Origin of the sequence: Curtobacterium sp. NPDC098951 (assembly GCF_044759965.1) — a bacterium.
Classification (GTDB): Bacteria; Actinomycetota; Actinomycetes; order Actinomycetales; family Microbacteriaceae; genus Curtobacterium.
The window spans coordinates 202,778-220,467 of record NZ_JBIWAG010000005.1; the positions used below are offsets into that span (position 1 = coordinate 202,778).

The following is a 17,690-nucleotide window of genomic DNA, read 5'->3' on the forward strand; positions in this document are numbered from 1 at the left end:
TGCGCGCCTCGTCACCCCGCGCGACTTTGACCGCACTGTGCCGCGCTACATGCGCTCACCCAGCCACCAACCCCGCACCAGCCGACGAACACCGCACCGTACAGCGCGCGGCACCACCCGCCGGACGGGAGGCGCGGCGCCAGCCCGCCCCGCGCCTCCCGTCCGCACCGTGCGCCCCTCGCCACCCCGTGCGAGGAAAGCGGACGGGCCTACCCGGCCGCACCGTGCACGCCTCGCCACCCCGTGCGACTTTGACCGCACCGTGGCGCGCTGCAAGCGCGCACGCAGCCACCAACCCACCACCAGCCGACGAACACCGCACCGTGCAGTGCGCGGCACCACCCGCCGGACGGGAGGCGCGGCGCCAGCCCGCCCCGCGCCTCCCGTCCGCATCGTGCGCACCTCGTCAACCCGTGCGAGGAACGTGGACGGGCCTACCCGGCCGCACCGTGCGCGCCTCGTCACCCCGTGCGAGCTTGACGGCACCGTGCCGCGCTGCAAGCGCGCACCCAGCCACCAACCCCGCACCAGCCGACGAAAGCCGCACCGTGCGGACCCAGCCGCGGACGCCGGCACCCGCGCCAACGCCCCGCTGACCGAACACCCCCCGCGGACCGCGCCCCCGCCGCCGCCCGGCCCCCTACAGCGCCACCGCGGCCGACTGCCGGGCGATCTCCAGTTCCTCGTTCGTCGGCACCACGAGCACCGCGACCCGCGACGCGTCCGTCGAGATGAGCCGCGCCTCGCGCGAGGCCAACTCGTTCCGATCCGCGTCGATCTCGATGCCGAGGTGCTCGAGCCCGGCCAGCACGCGCCGACGCAGCAGCGCGTTGTTCTCGCCCACCCCCGCGGTGAACACGACCGCGTCGAGCCCGCCGAGCTGCGCCGTGTAGGCCCCGACGTAGCGACGGATCCGGTGCCGGTACACGGCGAGCGCCGCCTCGGCCTCCTCGTCGCCCCGCAGCGCCGCGTCCTGCACGTCGCGCATGTCGCCGTTGCCGGTCAGCCCGAGCAGTCCGGACTGCTTGTTGAGCATGGTGTCGAGGTCCTCGAAGGACAGCCCGGCCTCGCGGTGGAGGTGGATGAGCACGGCCGGGTCGAGGTCGCCGGACCGAGTGCCCATCACGAGGCCCTCGAGCGGGGTGAGCCCCATGGAGGTCTCGATCGACCGGCCGCCGTCGATCGCCGCGGCGGACGCCCCGTTGCCGAGGTGCAGCACGATCGTCTTGAGCTCGGCGAGGGGACGGCCGAGGAACTCGGCGGCCTGCTCGGACACGTACTTGTGGCTCGTCCCGTGCATGCCGTAGCGACGGATCCCGTACTTCGCCGCGAGGTCGGCGGGGATCGCGTACGTGTACGCGTGCGGCGGCATCGTCTGGTGGAACGCGGTGTCGAACACGGCGACCTGGGGCACGTCGGCGAAGACCTGCTTCGCGGCCCGGATCCCCTCGAGGTTCGCCGGGTTGTGCAGCGGCGCGAGGCTCGAGAGCTCCTCGATCTGTCGTTCGACGTCGTCGGTGACCACGGTGGCGCGGTCGAAGGTGGTGCCGCCGTGCACGACGCGGTGGCCGACGACGGCCGGCGGGTGCTCGTCGAACGACGGCCCGACCTTCGCGAAGGCGTCGATCATGGCCTGGAACCCGGCGGCGTGGTCGGGGACCTCGGCCGAGTCGCTGGACGACGACTCGCCGGTGAGGGCGTTCGTGTGCTTCCACGCCCCCGTCGTCTCGCCGATGCGCTCCACGAGTCCGGAGGCGAGCGTCCGCTCCCCCTCGAGCTCGATGAGCTGGTACTTGAACGAACTCGAACCCGAGTTCACGACGAGCGCTGCGGTCACTGGTGGGTCACTTTCTTGTCGGACTGGAGGCGCGGTGCGGCCACCACGGGTCAGGCCGCGTCGGACGCGGTGCCGGCCTGGATCGCGGTGATCGCGACGGTGTTCACGATGTCGCCGACGAGCGCACCGCGGGAGAGGTCGTTGATCGGCTTGCGCAGGCCCTGCAGCACCGGGCCGATGGCCACGGCGCCGGCCGAGCGCTGCACGGCCTTGTACGTGTTGTTGCCCGTGTTGAGGTCGGGGAAGATGAACACGGTCGCGCGACCGGCGACGGGCGAGTCGGGCATCTTCGTCGACGCGACCGTCGGGTCGGCTGCGGCGTCGTACTGGATCGGCCCCTCGACGAGCAGGTCGGGTCGGCGCTCACGGACGAACGCGGTGCCGGCGCGGACCTTATCGACGTCCGCTCCCGAGCCGCTGTCGCCCGTCGAGTAGCTGAGCATCGCCACGCGCGGGTCGATGCCGAACTGCGTCGCGGTCTCGGCCGACGAGATCGCGATGTCCGCGAGCTGCTCGCTCGTGGGGTCCGGGATGACCGCGCAGTCGCCGTAGACGAGGACCCGGTCGGCGAGGGCCATCAGGAAGACGCTCGACACGATCGAGGTGTCCGGGCGGGTCTTGATGATCTCGAACGACGGGCGGATGGTGTGCGCCGTGGTGTGCTTCGCACCGGAGACCATGCCGTCGGCGAGGCCGAGCTGCACCATCATCGTGCCGAAGTACGAGACGTCGGTCACGGTGTCGCGGGCGAGCTCGATCGACATCCCCTTGTGCGCGCGGAGCCGGGTGTACTCCTCGGCGAAGCGTTCGCGGAGCTCAGGGTCGAACGGGGACACCAGCTGCGCGGCGTCGAGGTCGAGGCCGAGCTCGGTCGCGCGAGTGCGGATCGCGGCGGGGTCGCCGAGGATCGTGAGGTCGCACACCTGGCGCTGCAGCAGCGTCGAGGCCGCGCGGAGGATCCGGTCGTCCTCGCCCTCCGGCAGGACGATGCGCTTGCCGTACGCGCGGGCTCGGTCGAGCAGTCCGTGCTCGAACATGAGCGGTGTGACGACGCCGGAGGGGGTGAGCTGCAGCCGGTCCCGCAGGGCGTCGGCGTCGACGTGCTGCTCGAACAGCGCGAGGGCCAGGTCGGCCTTCCGCGGCGAGTCGGCGGCGAGACGGCCCCGGGTCTGGGTGATCCGGAGCGCGGTGTCATAGGTGCCGAGGTCGTTCTGCGCGATCGGGAGCGAGCTCGACAGGCCCTCGAGCAGGCGGGAGATCTGCGGCGCGGTCTCGAACCCGCCGTTGAGGATCACGCCGGCGAGGCTCGGGAAGGTCTCGGACTCGTTCGCGAGGAGCGTGGCGATGAGGACGTCGTTGCGGTCACCGGGGACGACGACGATGCCGCCCTCGATCAGGCGCGGCAGGACGTTCTCCATGCTCATGCCCGCGACGACGGTGCCGAGCGCCTCGCGGTCGAGCAGCGCCTCGTCGCCGCGCACCAGGGTCGCGCCGGTGGCCTCGAGCAGGGCACGGACGGTCGGGGCGACGAGGACGCGGTCCTCCGGGATCGCCCACACCGGCAGGTCGGGGTGGTGGTCCGCGACCGCGTGCTGGACGCTCGACACGACCGCGGCCAGCGCGTCCGGGTCGGCACGGTTGACGACGATGCCGAACAGCTGCGCGTGCGCGGCCCGGAGCTCGCTCGTCGTGACGTCGGCGACCTGGGCCATGTCCTCCGGGGTGCGGGCACCGCGCTCGGCGGCGTCGCGGCCGCCGAGGACGAGCAGCACCGGGGCGCCGAGGTTCGCGGCGACCTTCGCGTTGAACGACAGCTCGGTGGGGCTCCCCACGTCGGTGTAGTCCGACCCGAGCACCACGACCGCGTCGCACTGCCGCTCGACCTGGGCGAAGCGGGTGACGATCGTGGCGAGCGCGGCCTCCGGGTCGGCGTGCACGTCGTCGTAGGTGACGCCGACCGCGTCGTCGTAGGAGATGCCGACCGCGGTGTGCTGCAGGAGGAGCTCGAGCACGTAGTCGGGCACGTCGACCGAGCGCGCGACCGGCCGGAACACGCCGACCCGTCCCACCGAGCGTGCGAGGGTCTCGAGGACACCGAGGGCGACGGTGCTCTTGCCCGTGTGTCCTTCTGCTGACGTGATGTAGATGCGGGTCGACACGCGTCCAGGGTAGTCGGCGCACACGGCACGACATCTGGGAGGATCCCGGTCTGCTCGACACGCGGTCGTGAGCACTCCCGGGAACCTGTACCATTGGGTGTCGCCGTCGGAAGACAGCGTCAGGAGAATTCGCCTAGTGGCCTATGGCGCACGCTTGGAAAGCGTGTTGGGTGCAAGCCCTCGGGGGTTCGAATCCCCCATTCTCCGCCAGTCCGAACAGAGCGCGTGCCCCCCGGGTCACGCGCTCTGTTCGTTGCAGGGCCGGGTCGGTCCCCCACCCGGTTCGTTGCACGGCCGGGTCGGTCCCCCACCCGGTTCGTTGCACGGCCGGGTCGGTCCCCCACCCGGCGGACCACCCTGCACCCCGTTCGCCATGGTCTGGCCCCGAAACGATGCCGAGGGGTGGAACGGGCTGTCCTCGGTACCCGTCGGTCGCCTAGACTGCTCGGACGGACGACCCCGGGACGGGTCGACCACGGTGCACGGAGCGGCAGGGGTGTCGCTCTCCGGGCGGGCGTCGCACGCTGCCCGGGCACCCGAGGGACGAGGAGTCCACGTGGGGGACCTGACGGCACCGGCAGCTGCTCGGCGGAGCGCGACCGTGTACGACGTGATCCTCCGGCCGCGACGGTCCCTCGTGCGCTCGACGATCCTGAGCGTCGTGTTCTCCGCCGTCCCCCTCGCCGTCGCCCTCGTCTGGGTCTCCCTGCCGATGCCGCTCTGGCCCGTCGTCGCGACCGCGATCATCCTGCTCGCGGCCGTCGTGGCCGTCGTCTTCGTGCGTCTCGGCACCGCGTTCATCGGTCTCGATCCGGTGGCCGTCACGGTGCGGGGCGTCCTCACCCCGAACCGTCGGGTGCCCCGCGAGCGCGTCCACAGCCTGGTCCTCGCCACGACCTACGGCAGCGCGGTGGAACGGACGACCCGTGAGCTCGTCGCGCTCGACGCCGACGGCACCCACCTGTTCCGTCTGCGTGCCGACACCTGGGGCGACGCCGGCATCGACAGCGTCGTGGAAGCCCTGGGCGTCCAGGTCACCGACGAGACCCGCCCGATGTCGATCCGCGCGTTCGTCCGGCGTTACCCGGCCAGCCGCTCCTGGTACGAGCGGCGAGGGGCCTACGTGGTCGTCGGCGTCGTCGCGGTGCTCGCCGTCGCGACGCTGCTGGTGCTCGAGACGACGAACCTGGTCGGCTGACCCGGCACGAGCACGCCGCGCTCGCTCAGCGACGACGGCGCAGGGTCGAGAAGATCCCCTGCACGACCTCCTTCGCGATCGTCCTGCCCAGCCCGGACCCGAGCAGGTCCGACAGCGGGTCCTCCGCCTTCCGTGACGTGGTGGTCCGCGACGAGGTCCGCTTCGACCGACGCGCCTCGGCCGCGCGCTCGGCCCGCTCGAACTCGCGCTGCGCCCGCTCGTACTCCTGCTGCGCCGCGGCCCGTTCCCGTGCCTCGGCCCTGTCCTTCGCCGCCGCCTCCTTCGCCGCGGCGGCAGCGGCCCGCGCGGCCTCCTTCTCCGCTTCGGCGGCGGCGGTGGCCGCGGCCTTCTCGGCGTCGGCAGCTGCCGCGTCCGCCGCGGCGGCCTCCATACGACGGGCGAGCATCTCGTACGCCGAGTCGGGGTCGAGCCGTGCGCCGTAGGTCGCCAGGAGCGGGGACGCCTGCACGCGCGCGGTCATCTCGGGCGCGGGCATCGGGTCCATCGAGCCCTCGGGGGCGCGCAGTCGGGTCCACGCGACGGGTGTCGGTGCACCCTTCTCGTTCATCACGGTGACGATCGCCTCGCCGGTGGCGAGCGAGGTCAGCACCTCGCCGAGGTCGTAGTCGCTCGACGGGTAGGTCGACACCGTCGCCCGCAGGGCCTTCGCGTCGTCCGGGGTGTGCGCCCGCAGCTGGTGCTGGATCCGTGACCCGAGCTGGGCGAGCACCTCGTTCGGGACGTCCTTCGGGGTCTGCGTGACGAAGAAGATGCCGACGCCCTTCGACCGGATGAGCCGGACGGTACGGACGATCTGGTCGAGGAAGTCCTTCGACGCGCCGCTGAACAGCAGGTGGGCCTCGTCGAAGAAGAACACGAGCTTCGGCTTGTCCTGGTCACCCACCTCGGGGAGCTCGTTGAAGAGGTCGGCGAGCAACCACATCAGGAACGTCGAGAACACCTCGGGCTGGTCCTGCACGCCGGGCACCTCGAGCAGGCTGACGATCCCCCGGCCGTCGGCGGCGGTGCGGAGGAACACGGTCGTGTCGATCTCGGTCTCGCCGAAGAACTGGTCGGCGCCCCGGTCGGCGAACGTGATCAGCTCGCGGAGGATCACGCCGACGGTCTGCTTCGACAGCCCGCCGAGCTCGGCGAGCTCCCCCTTGCCCGCGTCGCTCGTCAGGAACGTCAGCACGCTCCGGAGGTCCGACAGGTCGACGAGGGGCAGCCCGGCCTGTTCCGCGTAGTGGAACACGAGTCCCAGCGACGACTCCTGCGTGTCGTTCAGGCCGAGGACCTTCGACAGCAGCAGTGGTCCGAACCCGGACACGGTCGCCCGGATCGGGACGCCGGTCCCCTGCCCGCCGAGGGAGTAGAACTCCGCCTCGCTCGCCGCGGCACGCCAGTCCTGCCCGATGCCGGCCGTCCGCGCGAGCAGCTTGTCGTTCGGCGTGCCGGCCACCGCCAGCCCGGACAGGTCGCCCTTGATGTCGGCCGCGAAGACGGGCACCCCGTTCGCGGCGATCTGCTCCGCGAGGACCTGCAGCGTGCGCGTCTTGCCCGTTCCGGTCGCCCCCGCGACGAGGCCGTGCCGGTTCAGCATCCCGAGCGGGATCCGGACCTGGACGTCCGGCTGCGGGGCACCGTTCACCAGGGCGCCGAGTTCCAGGGCGCTGCCCTCGACCCCGTAGCCGGTGCGGATCGCGTCCACGGCGGCTGCTCCGAGCGGCCCGTCGGCGGTGGCCGGCTCGGGAGGCGCGGCTGGGGCCGGCGACGCCGGCTCGGCGTGCGGGGCGGTCGCGTCCACCGCCGGGGCGCTCGCGTCCACCGCCGGGGTCTGGGTCGGGGCCGGGGAGTCGACCACCGCGGGCTCCGTGGCGGAGGCGGGCTGCGCCTCCTGGCCCGCCTGTTGCTGCTCGGTCACGCGAGCGGCGAGCTCCTCCGCGCGCTGCACCGCCTCGTCCGCGAGGCGCCGGGCCTCGTCGGCTGCCTGCTTCGCCGCCTCTGCCGCTGCCCGTGCCTGCGCCACCACGTCGCTCATGCCCACAGCATATGGACGCGGCACCGCCCCTGTCCGGCCCCACCGCATCCGCGACGACGCACCGGTCGACCGACGCGTGGCCCGTCGCGGACCGGGTGCCGACCGGCCGGTTCAGTGCGTGAGCGCCGGGACCGTCCGCGGTCGGACGACCGCCCACAGCAGCACGACCGCGACGGCCGAGGTGCACGCCATCACGGCGGCCATCGGCGTCGCGGTGGTGATGCCGATCCACCCGACCACGGGCGAGATGATCCCGGCCACGCCGAAGTTCAGCGCGCCGAGGAGGGACGCGGCGGTGCCGGCCTCCTTGCCGTGCGCGGCCAGGCCGATCACCTGGACGAGCGGGAACGAGAACCCGCACGCGGCGATGAAGAACCACAGCGGCACGAGCACACCGACGAGCCCGGCGCCGAGCTGGTCGAGCACGATGATCGCGACGGCGGCGAGGAGCAGCGTCGCGGTCGAGCACGCGAGGATCCACTGCGGCCCGACGCGCTGGGCGAGCCGTGCCGACACCTGCACCCCGACGACGACGCCGACGGAGTTCACGGCGAACAGCAGGCCGTACTGCTGCGCGTCCAGCCCGTACAGCCCCTGGAACAGGAACGGCGACGAGCTGAGGTACGAGAACAGTCCGCTGAAGACCATCGCCCCGATGAGCGCGACCCCCACGAAGACGCGGTCCGAGAAGAGCGCGCGGTACCGCTGTCCGATGGTGGAGTGGCCGGCCTCGTGCCGACGGGCCGGCGGGAGCGTCTCGACGATGAGGAGGATCGACGCGATGACCACCGCGGCGCCGTAGCAGGCGAGGAAGACGAACACGCCGCGCCAGCTGACGAACCGGAGCATCTGCGAGCCGATGAGCGGGGCGAGGATCGGCGCGAGGCCGTTCACCATCGCCAGCCGGGACAGCATCCGCACGAGCGGCTTGCCACCGAACAGGTCGCGCACCGTCGCCATCGCCACGACGCCGCCGGCCGACGCGCCCATGCCCTGCAGGACGCGGAACACCGCCAGCACCTCGACGTTCGGCGCGAGCGCGGCCCCGATCGAGGCGCCCACGTGCACGGTCGTCGCGATGATGAGCGGGAGGCGACGACCGACCTTGTCGCTCCACGGGCCGACGAGGAGCTGCCCGGCCGCGAACCCGAGGGTCGTGGCCGTCAGGGTGAGCTGCACCGCCCCGTCGCTGATGCCGAACTCGTCCTTGAGCGACGGGAAGGCCGGCAGGTAGAGGTCGATCGTGAACGGCCCGAGCGCGGTGAGCGCACCGAGGACGAAGACGTAGACGAGTCGCTGGCTGCGGGAGAGCGCGTCTCCGGGGTGCAGGACGACACGGAGCGAACCGGTGGTTGCGGGCGCGGTCACGAGCAGGGGTCCTTCGACGGTGAGGGGGTGTGGGAGGTGATCGCGGCATCGATCGAATCGATTCGGCCGCGGTACCATCCTACGGCCCTCCCGAGCCCTGCCGCAGCAGTTCCGCGCGTCCGCCCGCGTGTTGCCACGGCCGCCGCCCGGTTCCGACGCGGCCCATGCGGTACCGTCGGACTGCTCGTCAGCGCTCATCCGCGCGGCCGAGCCGTCCCGCACGTTCCGTCGGAACACCGGCGGGGGGAACCGGATCAGAAGGGGGTGGCGTCATGGTGGACGCCCGCATCCTGCACACGACCGCCGCCCTGCGCGAAGCGATCCTGCGCCTCGCCGCCGATCGACCGGTGTCCGAGATCACGGTCGCCGACGTCACCCGTGCAGCCGGCATCAACCGCGCGACCTTCTACTCGCACGCGGTCTCCCCCGGGTCCCTGCTCGCGGACGTGCTGACGCCGGAGCTCGACCGCATCCGCCAGGACGACGCCGACGCCCGGCGCGTGGCCGCGAACCGCGGCGCGGACCTCGACGAGCTCGCGATGATCACCCGGCGCGGCATCAACGCCGTGGTCGAGCACGTCGTCGCGCACCGTGACATCTACGGCAAGGCGCTGCCGGACCCGAACGACGCCTCGCTGCACCGGCTGCTCGTCGAGCACTTCACGGTGTCGAGCGAGCAGCACATCCGGTCGCTCGACGACGAGCACCGACCGGAGCTGCTCGACGACGTCGCCGCGGGGTTCGTCGCCCAGGGGTTCGTCGGGGCGATCGAGGCGTGGCTCGCCGGACCGCGCCGGTCCCGCAAGGCACTCGTCGACACCATCGTGCTGTCGTTCCCGTCCTGGTGGCGCTGAACCCGCCCGACCCGTCAGTCGGTCGTGGGCTTCTCGCCGCGCTGCAGTGACCCGACGACGTCGACCGCCGCGCTGACGAGGTCCGCCTGGTCGTCGCCCGCCGGCACCCGGTAGTCGGCGGACACCCCGTCGCCGCCGGTACCGCTGGTCGGCAGGGGCTCGCCGAGGGAGACCACGACGACCCCGGCGTCGTGCGCCGTCTGGATGACCCCGGTCAGCGCCGAGGCGTCGACCGGGCGGACGAGCAGCGCCTTCGCGCCGGTCCGGACCAGCCGGTCCACCGCGGTGCGCTGTGCGGCGGCGGCCCCACGGGCGGGGGCGACGCGGACGTCCGGGCTGAAGCCGGCGTCCGTCAACGCGCGCTCGAGGTCGTCGCCGAGCGTGTCCTGCCCCGGTTCGAGGACGACGCCGATGACCGCGTGCCGGTCGAACCCGCCGTCGGAGCTCGTCAGGTCCGTGCTCTGCACCGGCGAGGGCGCCGCCGACGTCGTGCCCTGGCACCCGGCCAGGGCGATGGTCACGCCGACGACCACGGCGGCGGTGACGAAGCGGAGGGGCACGAGGGCCACGCTACCCGCCCACCGGGACGGCCGACGGTGCCGGGACGGGCCCGAGCCGACGCACCGCTGCGACCGCGAGCGCCGCGATGACGGTCATGCCGCCGAACACCAGGGGGAACGACACCGCACCGTCCGCACCGCCCGTGCCGATGAACAGCAGGCCGGTGACGGCGAGTCCGATCACGCTGCCCGAGGCGTCCGCGATCGTCAGGGCCGAGCTCGCGGAGCCGTCGTCGCCCTCGCCGGAGAACCGCAGGGTGAGCATCGAGGTCCTCGGGTAGATCGCCCCCATGCCCGCGCCGCCGACGAACCAGCCGACGACGAGCAGCCACCACGGCAACCCGAAGGTGGCGACGGTCAGCGCGGTGAGCAGGCTGACGAGGACGAGCGCGAGGCCGACGGCGAAGGTCCTGGTGGCGGTGGCGCGGTCCTCACCCAGGCGCCCGTGCACCCAGCTCGACCCGGCCCAGCTGAGCGCCGCGACCGTGAGTGCGAGCCCCGCGGCCGAGGCGGACAGGCCGTCCTTCGCCTGCAGCAGGAACGGCACGTACGCCTCGCTGCCGAAGAACGAGGCCGCGACGAGGCCGCGCAACAGGATCACCGACGGCAGCCCGGGCGCGGCACGGAAGGTCCCGGCGGGCAGCAGCGGGCGGAGGGCGAACCACGTCCCGACCAGGCCGATCACCACGGCGGCGACCCGGGCCCAGGCGCCGAGGTCCGGTGCGACGTTGAGCAGCAGGATCGCCACGGCGGCCCCGACCGACCAGCCGATCCGCGAGCGCTGCCACGGGGGTCGCAGCTCGGGTGCCGGCGGGTGCAGCCGGCCGAGGGTGGGGACGAGCAGCGAGAAGGCGCCGAGGGCGATGACGAGCGCGCCGGCGAAGACCCAGTGCCAGTTCCAGACGTCGGTGACGATGCCCGCGAGCGCCGGCCCGATGAGCGCCGGCACCACCCACGCCGCGGCGAACCCGGCGAACACCGGGCCGTGCAGCTCCTCGGGGAAGATCCGGGCGACGAGCACGTAGAGCACCACGTCGATCGCGCCGGCGCCGAAGCCCTCGACGAGTCGGCCGACGAGGAACACCTCCATCGTCGGGGCGAGCATGACCACGGCGGTCCCGACCGCGAACAGGGCGGCGGACACCCACGCGACGATGCGTCCGCCCGCGCGGTCGGTCCAGTTGCCGGCGAGGACCATGCCCGGCACACCGGCGGCCAGGGGCGCGGCGAACGCGAGCGCGTACAGGGTCTCGCCGTCGAGGTCGCGGCTGATCTCCGGCATGACCGTCGTCATAGCGAGGTTCTGGAACGCGGCGACCCCGACGATCGCGACCATGCCGATGGTGGCGAGGGCGTACGGGCCGCTGAACAGACTGGTCCTCGTCGCCGCGGTGCTCACCCGATCATCGTAGGGCCGGCCACCGACGTCCGTGGCGGGACGAGGCGGACGGGAGGCGCGGTGCGGGCCCGCACCGCGCCTCCCGTCCGCCGTCGGGTCAGCGCGCGAGCGCCTGCCGCAGGTCCGCGACCAGGTCGCCGGCGTCCTCGATGCCCACGGACAGCCGCACGACGTTCTCCGGCACCGCCAGCTCCGTGCCCTTCACCGACGCGTGCGTCATCTCGGAGGGGTAGCCGATGAGCGACTCCACCCCGCCGAGCGACTCGGCGAGCGCGAACACCTCGGTCGACTCCGCGAACCGCCGGGCCGCCTCGGGGCCACCGGAGAGGGCGACGGAGAGCATGCCGCCGAAGCCGCGCATCTGCCGCGCCGCCACGTCGTGCCCGGGGTGATCGGCGAGACCCGGGTAGTACACGCGCTCGACCCCGGGAGCGCCGACGAGCGCCTCGGCGACGGCCTGCGCGTTGGCGGAGTGCCGTTCCATCCGGACCGCGAGGGTCTTGATGCCGCGGGTGGTCAGGAACGCGTCGAACGGCGACGAGATCGCCCCGGCGCCGAACTGCAGGAACTGCACCTGCTCGGCGAGTCGCTCGTCGGCCAGCACCACGGCACCGCCGACGACGTCCGAGTGCCCGCCGAGGTACTTCGTGGTGGAGTACACGACCACGTCGGCGCCGAGCGACAGCGGCTGCTGCAGGTACGGCGACGCGAAGGTGTTGTCCACGACGACGACCGCACCGGCCGCGTGCCCGATCTCGGCGAGGGCCGCGATGTCGGCGATCTTCATGAGCGGGTTCGTCGGGGTCTCGACCCAGAGGAGGGTCCGCTCCGGAGCGCCCTCGAGCGCTGCACGGACCCGGTCGGTGTCGCTCATGTCGACGACGACGAGCTCGACGCCCCACGGGACGTGCAGTCGGCTGACCAGGCGGTGGGTCCCGCCGTACACGTCGTTGCCCATCACCACGCGGGCACCGGGTGCGAGCGTGGCGCGGAGCAGGGCGTCCTCGGCGGCCAGGCCGGACGCGAACGAGTACGCGGCGACCCCGCCGTCGAGGTCGGCGAGCAGCGTCTGCAGTCCGTCGCGCGTCGGGTTGCCGGAGCGGGAGTACTCGTAGCCGTTGCGCATGCCACCGACGCCGTCCTGCACGTACGTGGACGTCAGGTGGATCGGCGGGATCACCGCGCCGGTCGGGCCGTCGGGCTCCTGGCCGGCGTGGATCGCGCGGGTGCTGAACTCGGTCATGGGGTCTGGTCTCCAGGTCGGATCGGACGCGGCGCGCCGGGCGCGCTCGGTGCACGTGTCACGTCGCGCGCACCGTCGGGGTCACTCGGACAGGTAGCTGAGCAGGTCGTGGCGCGTGAGGACGGTCACCGGCTTGCCGTCCTCGACGACGAGCAGGGCGTCGGCCGACCCGAACGCACGACGGGCCGACGAGACGGACTCGCCGACGCCGATCAGCGGGAGCGGCTCCCCCACGAAGTCGGTCAGGGCGTCCGACATCTTCGCGGCCCCGGTGAAGACGTGCTCGAGCAGCGCCTTCTCCTCGACCGCGCCGACGACCTCGCCGATGACGACGGGCGGCTCGGCGGTGAGCACGGGCATCTGCGAGACGCCGTACGTGGACATGATGTCGACGACGTCCCGCACGGTGTCCGCCGGGTGCGCGTGCACCAGGTCCGGCAGACGACCGTCCTTGCCCGCGATGAGCGACCCGACGGTGCGCTCGTCGTCGGTCTCGGCGAAGCCGTACGACCGCATCCACCGGTCGTTGAAGATCTTGCCGAGGTAGCCGCGGCCGCCGTCCGGCAGGAGCACGACGACCACGTCGTCCTCGGTGAGGTCGCGTGCCGCGCGGAGCGCCGCGACGACCGCCATGCCGCTCGAGCCGCCGACGAGCAGGCCCTCCTCGCGCGCGAGCCGGCGGGTCATCGCGAACGACTCGGCGTCCGACACGGCGATGATCTCGTCCGGGACGCCGGCGTCGTAGGCAGCCGGCCAGAAGTCCTCGCCGACGCCCTCGACGAGGTACGGGCGCCCCGTGCCGCCCGAGTACACGGAGCCCTCCGGGTCGGCGCCGACGATGCGGACGCCGCCGTCGGACGCCTCCTTGAGGAACCGGCCGGTGCCCGAGATGGTGCCGCCGGTGCCGACACCCGCCACGAAGTGGGTGATGCGCCCCTCGGTGTCGCGCCAGATCTCCGGCCCGGTGGTCTCGTAGTGGCTGCGCGGTCCGTTCGGGTTCGCGTACTGGTTCGGCTTGTAGGCGCCGGGGATCTCGCGGACCAGCCGGTCGGACACCGAGTAGTAGGACTCCGGGTGCTCCGGCGGGACGGCCGTCGGCGTCACGACGATCTCGGCACCGTAGGCGGTGAGCACGTTCCGCTTGTCCTCGCCGACCTTGTCCGGCAGGACGAAGACGCAGCGGTACCCGCGCTGCTGGGCGACGAGCGCGAGGCCCACCCCGGTGTTGCCCGAGGTGGGTTCCACGATGGTGCCGCCGGGCTGCAGCTCGCCGGAGGCCTCGGCCGCGTCGAGGATCCTCGTGGCGATGCGGTCCTTCGAGGAGCCGCCGGGGTTCAGGTACTCGACCTTCACGAGGACGGTCGCGCGTACCCCCTCGGTGACACGGTTGAGCTTGACGAGCGGGGTGTCGCCGACCAGGTCGACCACGGAGTTCGCGTAACGCACGCGGCCGAGTCTAGGCGGCGGACACCGTCGTCCGCTGGGATGCGACGCCGGGCGACAGGGCCGTCGACCTGTCAGCTGCCGACCGTGTCCGCGGGGGCGTTCTGCTGGTGGTGCAGCATCGCGTAGGTGCCGTCCCGCTCGAGGAGTTCCTCGTGCGTGCCCCGCTCGACGATCTGTCCGTGGTCGAGCACGAAGATGACGTCGGCGTCCCGGATGGTCGAGAGCCGGTGCGCGATCGAGACCGTCGTGCGACCGGCGGCGGCGTTGTCGAGCGCGGCCTGGACCACCCGCTCGGAGATCGAGTCGAGCGCACTCGTCGCCTCGTCGAGGACCAGCACCGGCGGGTCCTTCAGCAGCACCCGCGCGATTGCGATCCGCTGCTTCTCGCCGCCGGACAGCCGGTAGCCCCGCTCCCCGACGATGGTCTCGTAGCCGTCCGGGAACGAGGCGATCGTCTCGTGGATGTTCGCCGCCCGGGCCGCCCGCTCGATCTCGTCGTCGGTCGCGTCCGGCTTGGCGTAGCGGAGGTTGTCGCCGATCGAGGCGTGGAAGAGGTAGGTCTCCTGGCTGACGATCCCGACGTGCCGCATGAGGTCCTCGTGCTCGAGGTCGCGGACGTCCTGCCCGGCGAACCGGACGGACCCCGCGGTCGCCTCGTACAGGCGAGGGACGAGGTAGGACACGGTCGTCTTGCCGGCACCGGACGGCCCGACGAACGCCGCGAACTGGCCGGGTTGCAGTTCGAACGAGACCCCGCGGAGTGTCGGCTTGTCCGCTTCGCCGTCGGGGTAGGTGAAGGTCACGTCGTCGAACGCGACGTGACCGACCCGGGACTCGTCGACCCGCTTCGCCGTCGGCGAGTCGGTGATCGCCGGTGTGAGGTCGAGGTACTCGAAGATGCGCGCGAACAGCGCACCGCTGGTCTGGAGGTCGAGGACCACGCGGAGGAGCCCGACCGTCGGGAAGAGCAACCGCGACTGCACGGTCGTGAAGGCCACGATCGTGCCGGCCGTGATCGGGACGTCGCCGACGATGAGGTACGCGGCGACCACGTAGATGATCGCGGGGATGATCGACAGGAAGATCGACACGATCGCGAAGAACCACTGGCCGGACATCTGCTGGCGGACCTGCAGACGGATCTGGTTGCGGTTCTCGTCGCCGTAGCGCTTCGTCTCGGCACGCTGCTGGTTGAAGCTCTTCGCGAGCAGGATGCCCGAGACGCTCAGCGCCTCCTGCGTGATCGCGGTCATGTCCGACAGCGACTCCTGCGTCTGCGCGGCGATCTTGGCGCGGACCTGGCCGACGCGGCGCTGCGCGATGACGAGCAGCGGCAGCAGGACCACCGCGACGAGGGTCATCTGCCAGCTCAGCAGCAGCATCGCCACGATCGCGGCGATGACGGTCACGGTGTTCCCGAGCACGGACGAGATCGTGTTGTTCAGCACGCTCGCGACGCCACCGACGTCGTTCTGCAGGCGCGACTGGATCACACCGGTCTTCGTACGGGTGAAGAACGCGAGCTCCATCCGCTGGAGGTGCCCGAACAGTCGCATGCGCATCGAGCCCATGACCTTGTTGCCGACCGTCGCGGTCAGGTAGGTCTGCCAGACCCCGAGGCCGGCGCTCGCGATCCACAGGGCCACCATGCCACCGACGAGGACGTACAGCACGGGCAGGTCCGGCCCGCCGCCGCCCTTCGGGAACAGCCCCTCGTCGAACGCCCGCTGGGTGAGCAGCGGCGGGATCACCGAGATCGCGGCGCCGACGAGCACCAGCACGACGGTCAGGACGATCGCGTTCCGGTGCGGCACGAACAGCCCGGCGATGCGCTGCAGCAGGTGCGGGATCTTCGGCGCCTCGGCGTTGGCGGCCTTCTGCGCGTCGAAGTCGCCGCTCGAGATCCGCCCGCCGCCGCGCGGTCCGCCGCCACCGCGCATGCCGCCGTGCATGCTCACGGTGCGTCGCCTCGGTCCATGCTGCAAACCTAGCCCCGGGGTCGGACATCGCGTCCCCGTCGCTCATTTGACCCCGTTCAGGGTGCATGCGACCATTTCCCGTCCCCTTCCCCGCACCACTCGAGGTCCCATGACGTCCGCGCCCACCCGCCCCACGTCCCTCCGCGCAGAGCTCGCACGTCGGAAGCCGATCGAGCAGCTGCAGGCCGAGGCCTCGGCGGGGGTGGACGGCGAGCCGCTCCGCCGGTCGCTCGGGGTCTGGCACCTCACGATGATCAGCGTCGGTGCGACGCTCGGGACGGGCATCCTGGTCGTCCTCGGGACCGCGGTGCCGCTCGCCGGCCCCGCCGTGTGGATCTCGTTCGTGGTCGCCGGTGTCGCCGCGCTGCTCTCGGCGCTGTCCTACGCCGAGATGGCAGGGGCCGTGCCGACGTCGGGGTCGAGCTACTCGTACACCTACGCGACGATGGGCGAGGGCATCGCCTGGGTCTGCGGCTGGTGCCTCGTGCTCGAGTACGCGGTGTCGGTCGCCGCCGTCGCGGTCGGTGCGAGCGAGTACGTCGACGAGACCCTGCGGGTGTTCGGGCTGCACCTGCCCGCGGCGCTGTCGGCGCCTCCGGGCGAGGGCGGCGTGGTCAACCTGCCGGCGGCCGTCCTGGTGCTGCTCGCCACGGCGATCCTGCTGCCGGGAGCCCGCGAGAGCGCCTGGGTGAACACGGTCATGGTCATCGTGAAGATCGCGCTGCTCGTGTTCTTCGTCGTCGTGGCGTTCTCGGCGTTCCGGTCGCAGAACTTCGAGCCCCTCGCGCCGATGGGTGCGGCCGGGGTCACCGCCGCCGCGTCCCGGCTGTTCTTCTCGTACATCGGGTTCGACGCCGCCTCGACCGCCGGGGAAGAGGCGAAGAACCCCCGCCGCGACCTCCCCCGCGCCATCATCGGGTCGATCGCCCTCATCACGGCGCTCTACATCCTCGTGGCGATCGCGGCCATCGGCGCCCGCTCGTGGACGTCGTTCTCGTCGACCGAGGCGTCACTCGTCCGCATCGTCGTCGACGTCACCGGGCAGCCGTGGGTCGCGCTCGTGTTCTCGATCGGTGCCGTCGTCGCGATCGCGAGCGTCGTGCTCACCGTCCTCTACGGGCAGACCCGCATCCTGCTGACGATGGCCCGCGACGGACTCGTGCCGAAGGTGTTCGGCCGGGTGTCGCACCGCACCGGCACCCCCGTCTGGAACACGCTCATCATCGGGCTCGTCGTGACGGTGGTCGCCGCGCTGGTCCCGCTCGGCGAGCTCGCCGACGCCACGAGCATCGGCACGCTCGTGGCGTTCGCCCTCGTGAACGTGTCGGTCATCGTGCTCCGTCGCACGCAGCCATCGCTCGAGCGGTCGTACCGCGTCCCGCTGTTCCCCGTCGTGCCGATCCTCGGGGCGCTCTGCTGCGTGCTGCTCGCGGTGTTCCTCGGCGTCGGTACGTGGATCGCCTTCGGCATCTGGATGATCGCCGGTGCTGTGCTCTACCTGGCCTACGGCCGCCGCCACAGCACCCTGCGCTGACGCGGCGCGCGCCGCAGCGCCCGCGCTGCGCCCGCGCCCGCGGCGGTCGGGCGCTGCCCGAGACTCGGCTCC

The 17,690-nt window shown here is 72.4% G+C and carries 12 protein-coding genes and 1 tRNA gene; 4 read left to right on the top strand and 9 right to left on the bottom strand.

Annotated elements, in window-relative coordinates:
• Positions 1–640 precede the first annotated feature (640 nt).
• Both ACIQUC_RS14895 and pta read right to left on the bottom strand, forming a co-directional pair.
• Positions 641–1,837, bottom strand: coding sequence for an acetate/propionate family kinase (locus ACIQUC_RS14895; RefSeq protein ID WP_022906304.1), 1,197 nt, complete (start codon positions 1,835–1,837; stop codon positions 641–643).
• A 50-nt stretch (positions 1,838–1,887) separates the two neighbouring features.
• Positions 1,888–3,996, bottom strand: a complete 2,109-nt coding sequence (gene pta, locus ACIQUC_RS14900) for a phosphate acetyltransferase (protein WP_022906305.1) — start codon at positions 3,994–3,996, stop codon at positions 1,888–1,890.
• 122 nt (positions 3,997–4,118) lie between these two features.
• Between pta and ACIQUC_RS14905 the strand changes: the two genes are divergently transcribed.
• Together ACIQUC_RS14905 and ACIQUC_RS14910 are read left to right on the top strand one after the other, a co-directional pair.
• Positions 4,119–4,206: transfer RNA gene (locus ACIQUC_RS14905), tRNA-Ser, on the top strand.
• A 346-nt stretch (positions 4,207–4,552) separates the two neighbouring features.
• The gene (locus ACIQUC_RS14910) at positions 4,553–5,194 is read left to right on the top strand and encodes a hypothetical protein (RefSeq protein WP_402268390.1); all 642 of its coding nucleotides are present in this window, start codon (positions 4,553–4,555) and stop codon (positions 5,192–5,194) included.
• Between the two features lie 25 nt (positions 5,195–5,219).
• Here the strand turns inward: ACIQUC_RS14910 and ACIQUC_RS14915 are convergent, their stop codons facing one another.
• Positions 5,220–7,235: a helicase HerA-like domain-containing protein gene (locus tag ACIQUC_RS14915; protein ID WP_402268393.1), complete on the bottom strand. Its 2,016-nt coding sequence runs from the start codon at positions 7,233–7,235 to the stop codon at positions 5,220–5,222.
• Positions 7,236–7,346: 111 nt separating this feature from the next.
• Complete coding sequence (locus tag ACIQUC_RS14920) at positions 7,347–8,603, bottom strand: multidrug effflux MFS transporter (protein WP_402268396.1); 1,257 nt, start codon at positions 8,601–8,603, stop codon at positions 7,347–7,349.
• Positions 8,604–8,875: 272 nt separating this feature from the next.
• On the opposite strand from ACIQUC_RS14920, the gene ACIQUC_RS14925 reads away from it, so the two are divergent.
• Positions 8,876–9,457 (top strand): TetR/AcrR family transcriptional regulator, encoded by a 582-nt coding sequence (locus tag ACIQUC_RS14925; RefSeq protein ID WP_402268399.1) that lies wholly within the window; start codon positions 8,876–8,878, stop codon positions 9,455–9,457.
• 14 nt (positions 9,458–9,471) lie between these two features.
• Here ACIQUC_RS14925 and ACIQUC_RS14930 read toward each other — a convergent pair whose 3' ends face one another.
• The 5 genes from ACIQUC_RS14930 to ACIQUC_RS14950 form a co-directional block, all read right to left on the bottom strand.
• Complete coding sequence (locus ACIQUC_RS14930) at positions 9,472–10,017, bottom strand: substrate-binding domain-containing protein (protein ID WP_402268402.1); 546 nt, start codon at positions 10,015–10,017, stop codon at positions 9,472–9,474.
• Positions 10,018–10,027: 10 nt separating this feature from the next.
• Positions 10,028–11,416: an MFS transporter gene (locus tag ACIQUC_RS14935; protein WP_402268405.1), complete on the bottom strand. Its 1,389-nt coding sequence runs from the start codon at positions 11,414–11,416 to the stop codon at positions 10,028–10,030.
• A gap of 97 nt (positions 11,417–11,513) precedes the next feature.
• Positions 11,514–12,659, bottom strand: coding sequence for a cystathionine gamma-synthase (locus ACIQUC_RS14940; protein WP_402268408.1), 1,146 nt, complete (start codon positions 12,657–12,659; stop codon positions 11,514–11,516).
• Positions 12,660–12,740: 81 nt separating this feature from the next.
• On the bottom strand, positions 12,741–14,105 hold the full coding sequence (locus ACIQUC_RS14945; protein WP_402268411.1) for a cystathionine beta-synthase: 1,365 nt from the start codon (positions 14,103–14,105) through the stop codon (positions 12,741–12,743).
• A gap of 71 nt (positions 14,106–14,176) precedes the next feature.
• Positions 14,177–16,057, bottom strand: a complete 1,881-nt coding sequence (locus tag ACIQUC_RS14950; RefSeq protein ID WP_402268452.1) for an ABC transporter ATP-binding protein — start codon at positions 16,055–16,057, stop codon at positions 14,177–14,179.
• 136 nt (positions 16,058–16,193) lie between these two features.
• Here ACIQUC_RS14950 and ACIQUC_RS14955 point away from each other — a divergent pair, with 136 nt between their 5' ends.
• The gene (locus ACIQUC_RS14955; protein WP_402268414.1) at positions 16,194–17,618 is read left to right on the top strand and encodes an amino acid permease; all 1,425 of its coding nucleotides are present in this window, start codon (positions 16,194–16,196) and stop codon (positions 17,616–17,618) included.
• The last annotated feature ends 72 nt before the right edge of the window (positions 17,619–17,690 follow it).

Excerpts from the sequence above, each read along its gene's own strand:
- ACIQUC_RS14915 (WP_402268393.1), bottom strand. The coding sequence starts at position 7,235 with ATGAGCGACGTGGTGGCGCAGGCACGGGCAGCGGCAGAGGCGGCGAAG.
- ACIQUC_RS14955 (WP_402268414.1), top strand. The coding sequence starts at position 16,194 with ATGACGTCCGCGCCCACCCGCCCCACGTCCCTCCGCGCAGAGCTCGCA.
- ACIQUC_RS14925 (WP_402268399.1), top strand. The coding sequence starts at position 8,876 with ATGGTGGACGCCCGCATCCTGCACACGACCGCCGCCCTGCGCGAAGCG.
- ACIQUC_RS14950 (WP_402268452.1), bottom strand. The coding sequence starts at position 16,057 with ATGCACGGCGGCATGCGCGGTGGCGGCGGACCGCGCGGCGGCGGGCGG.
- ACIQUC_RS14940 (WP_402268408.1), bottom strand. The coding sequence starts at position 12,659 with ATGACCGAGTTCAGCACCCGCGCGATCCACGCCGGCCAGGAGCCCGAC.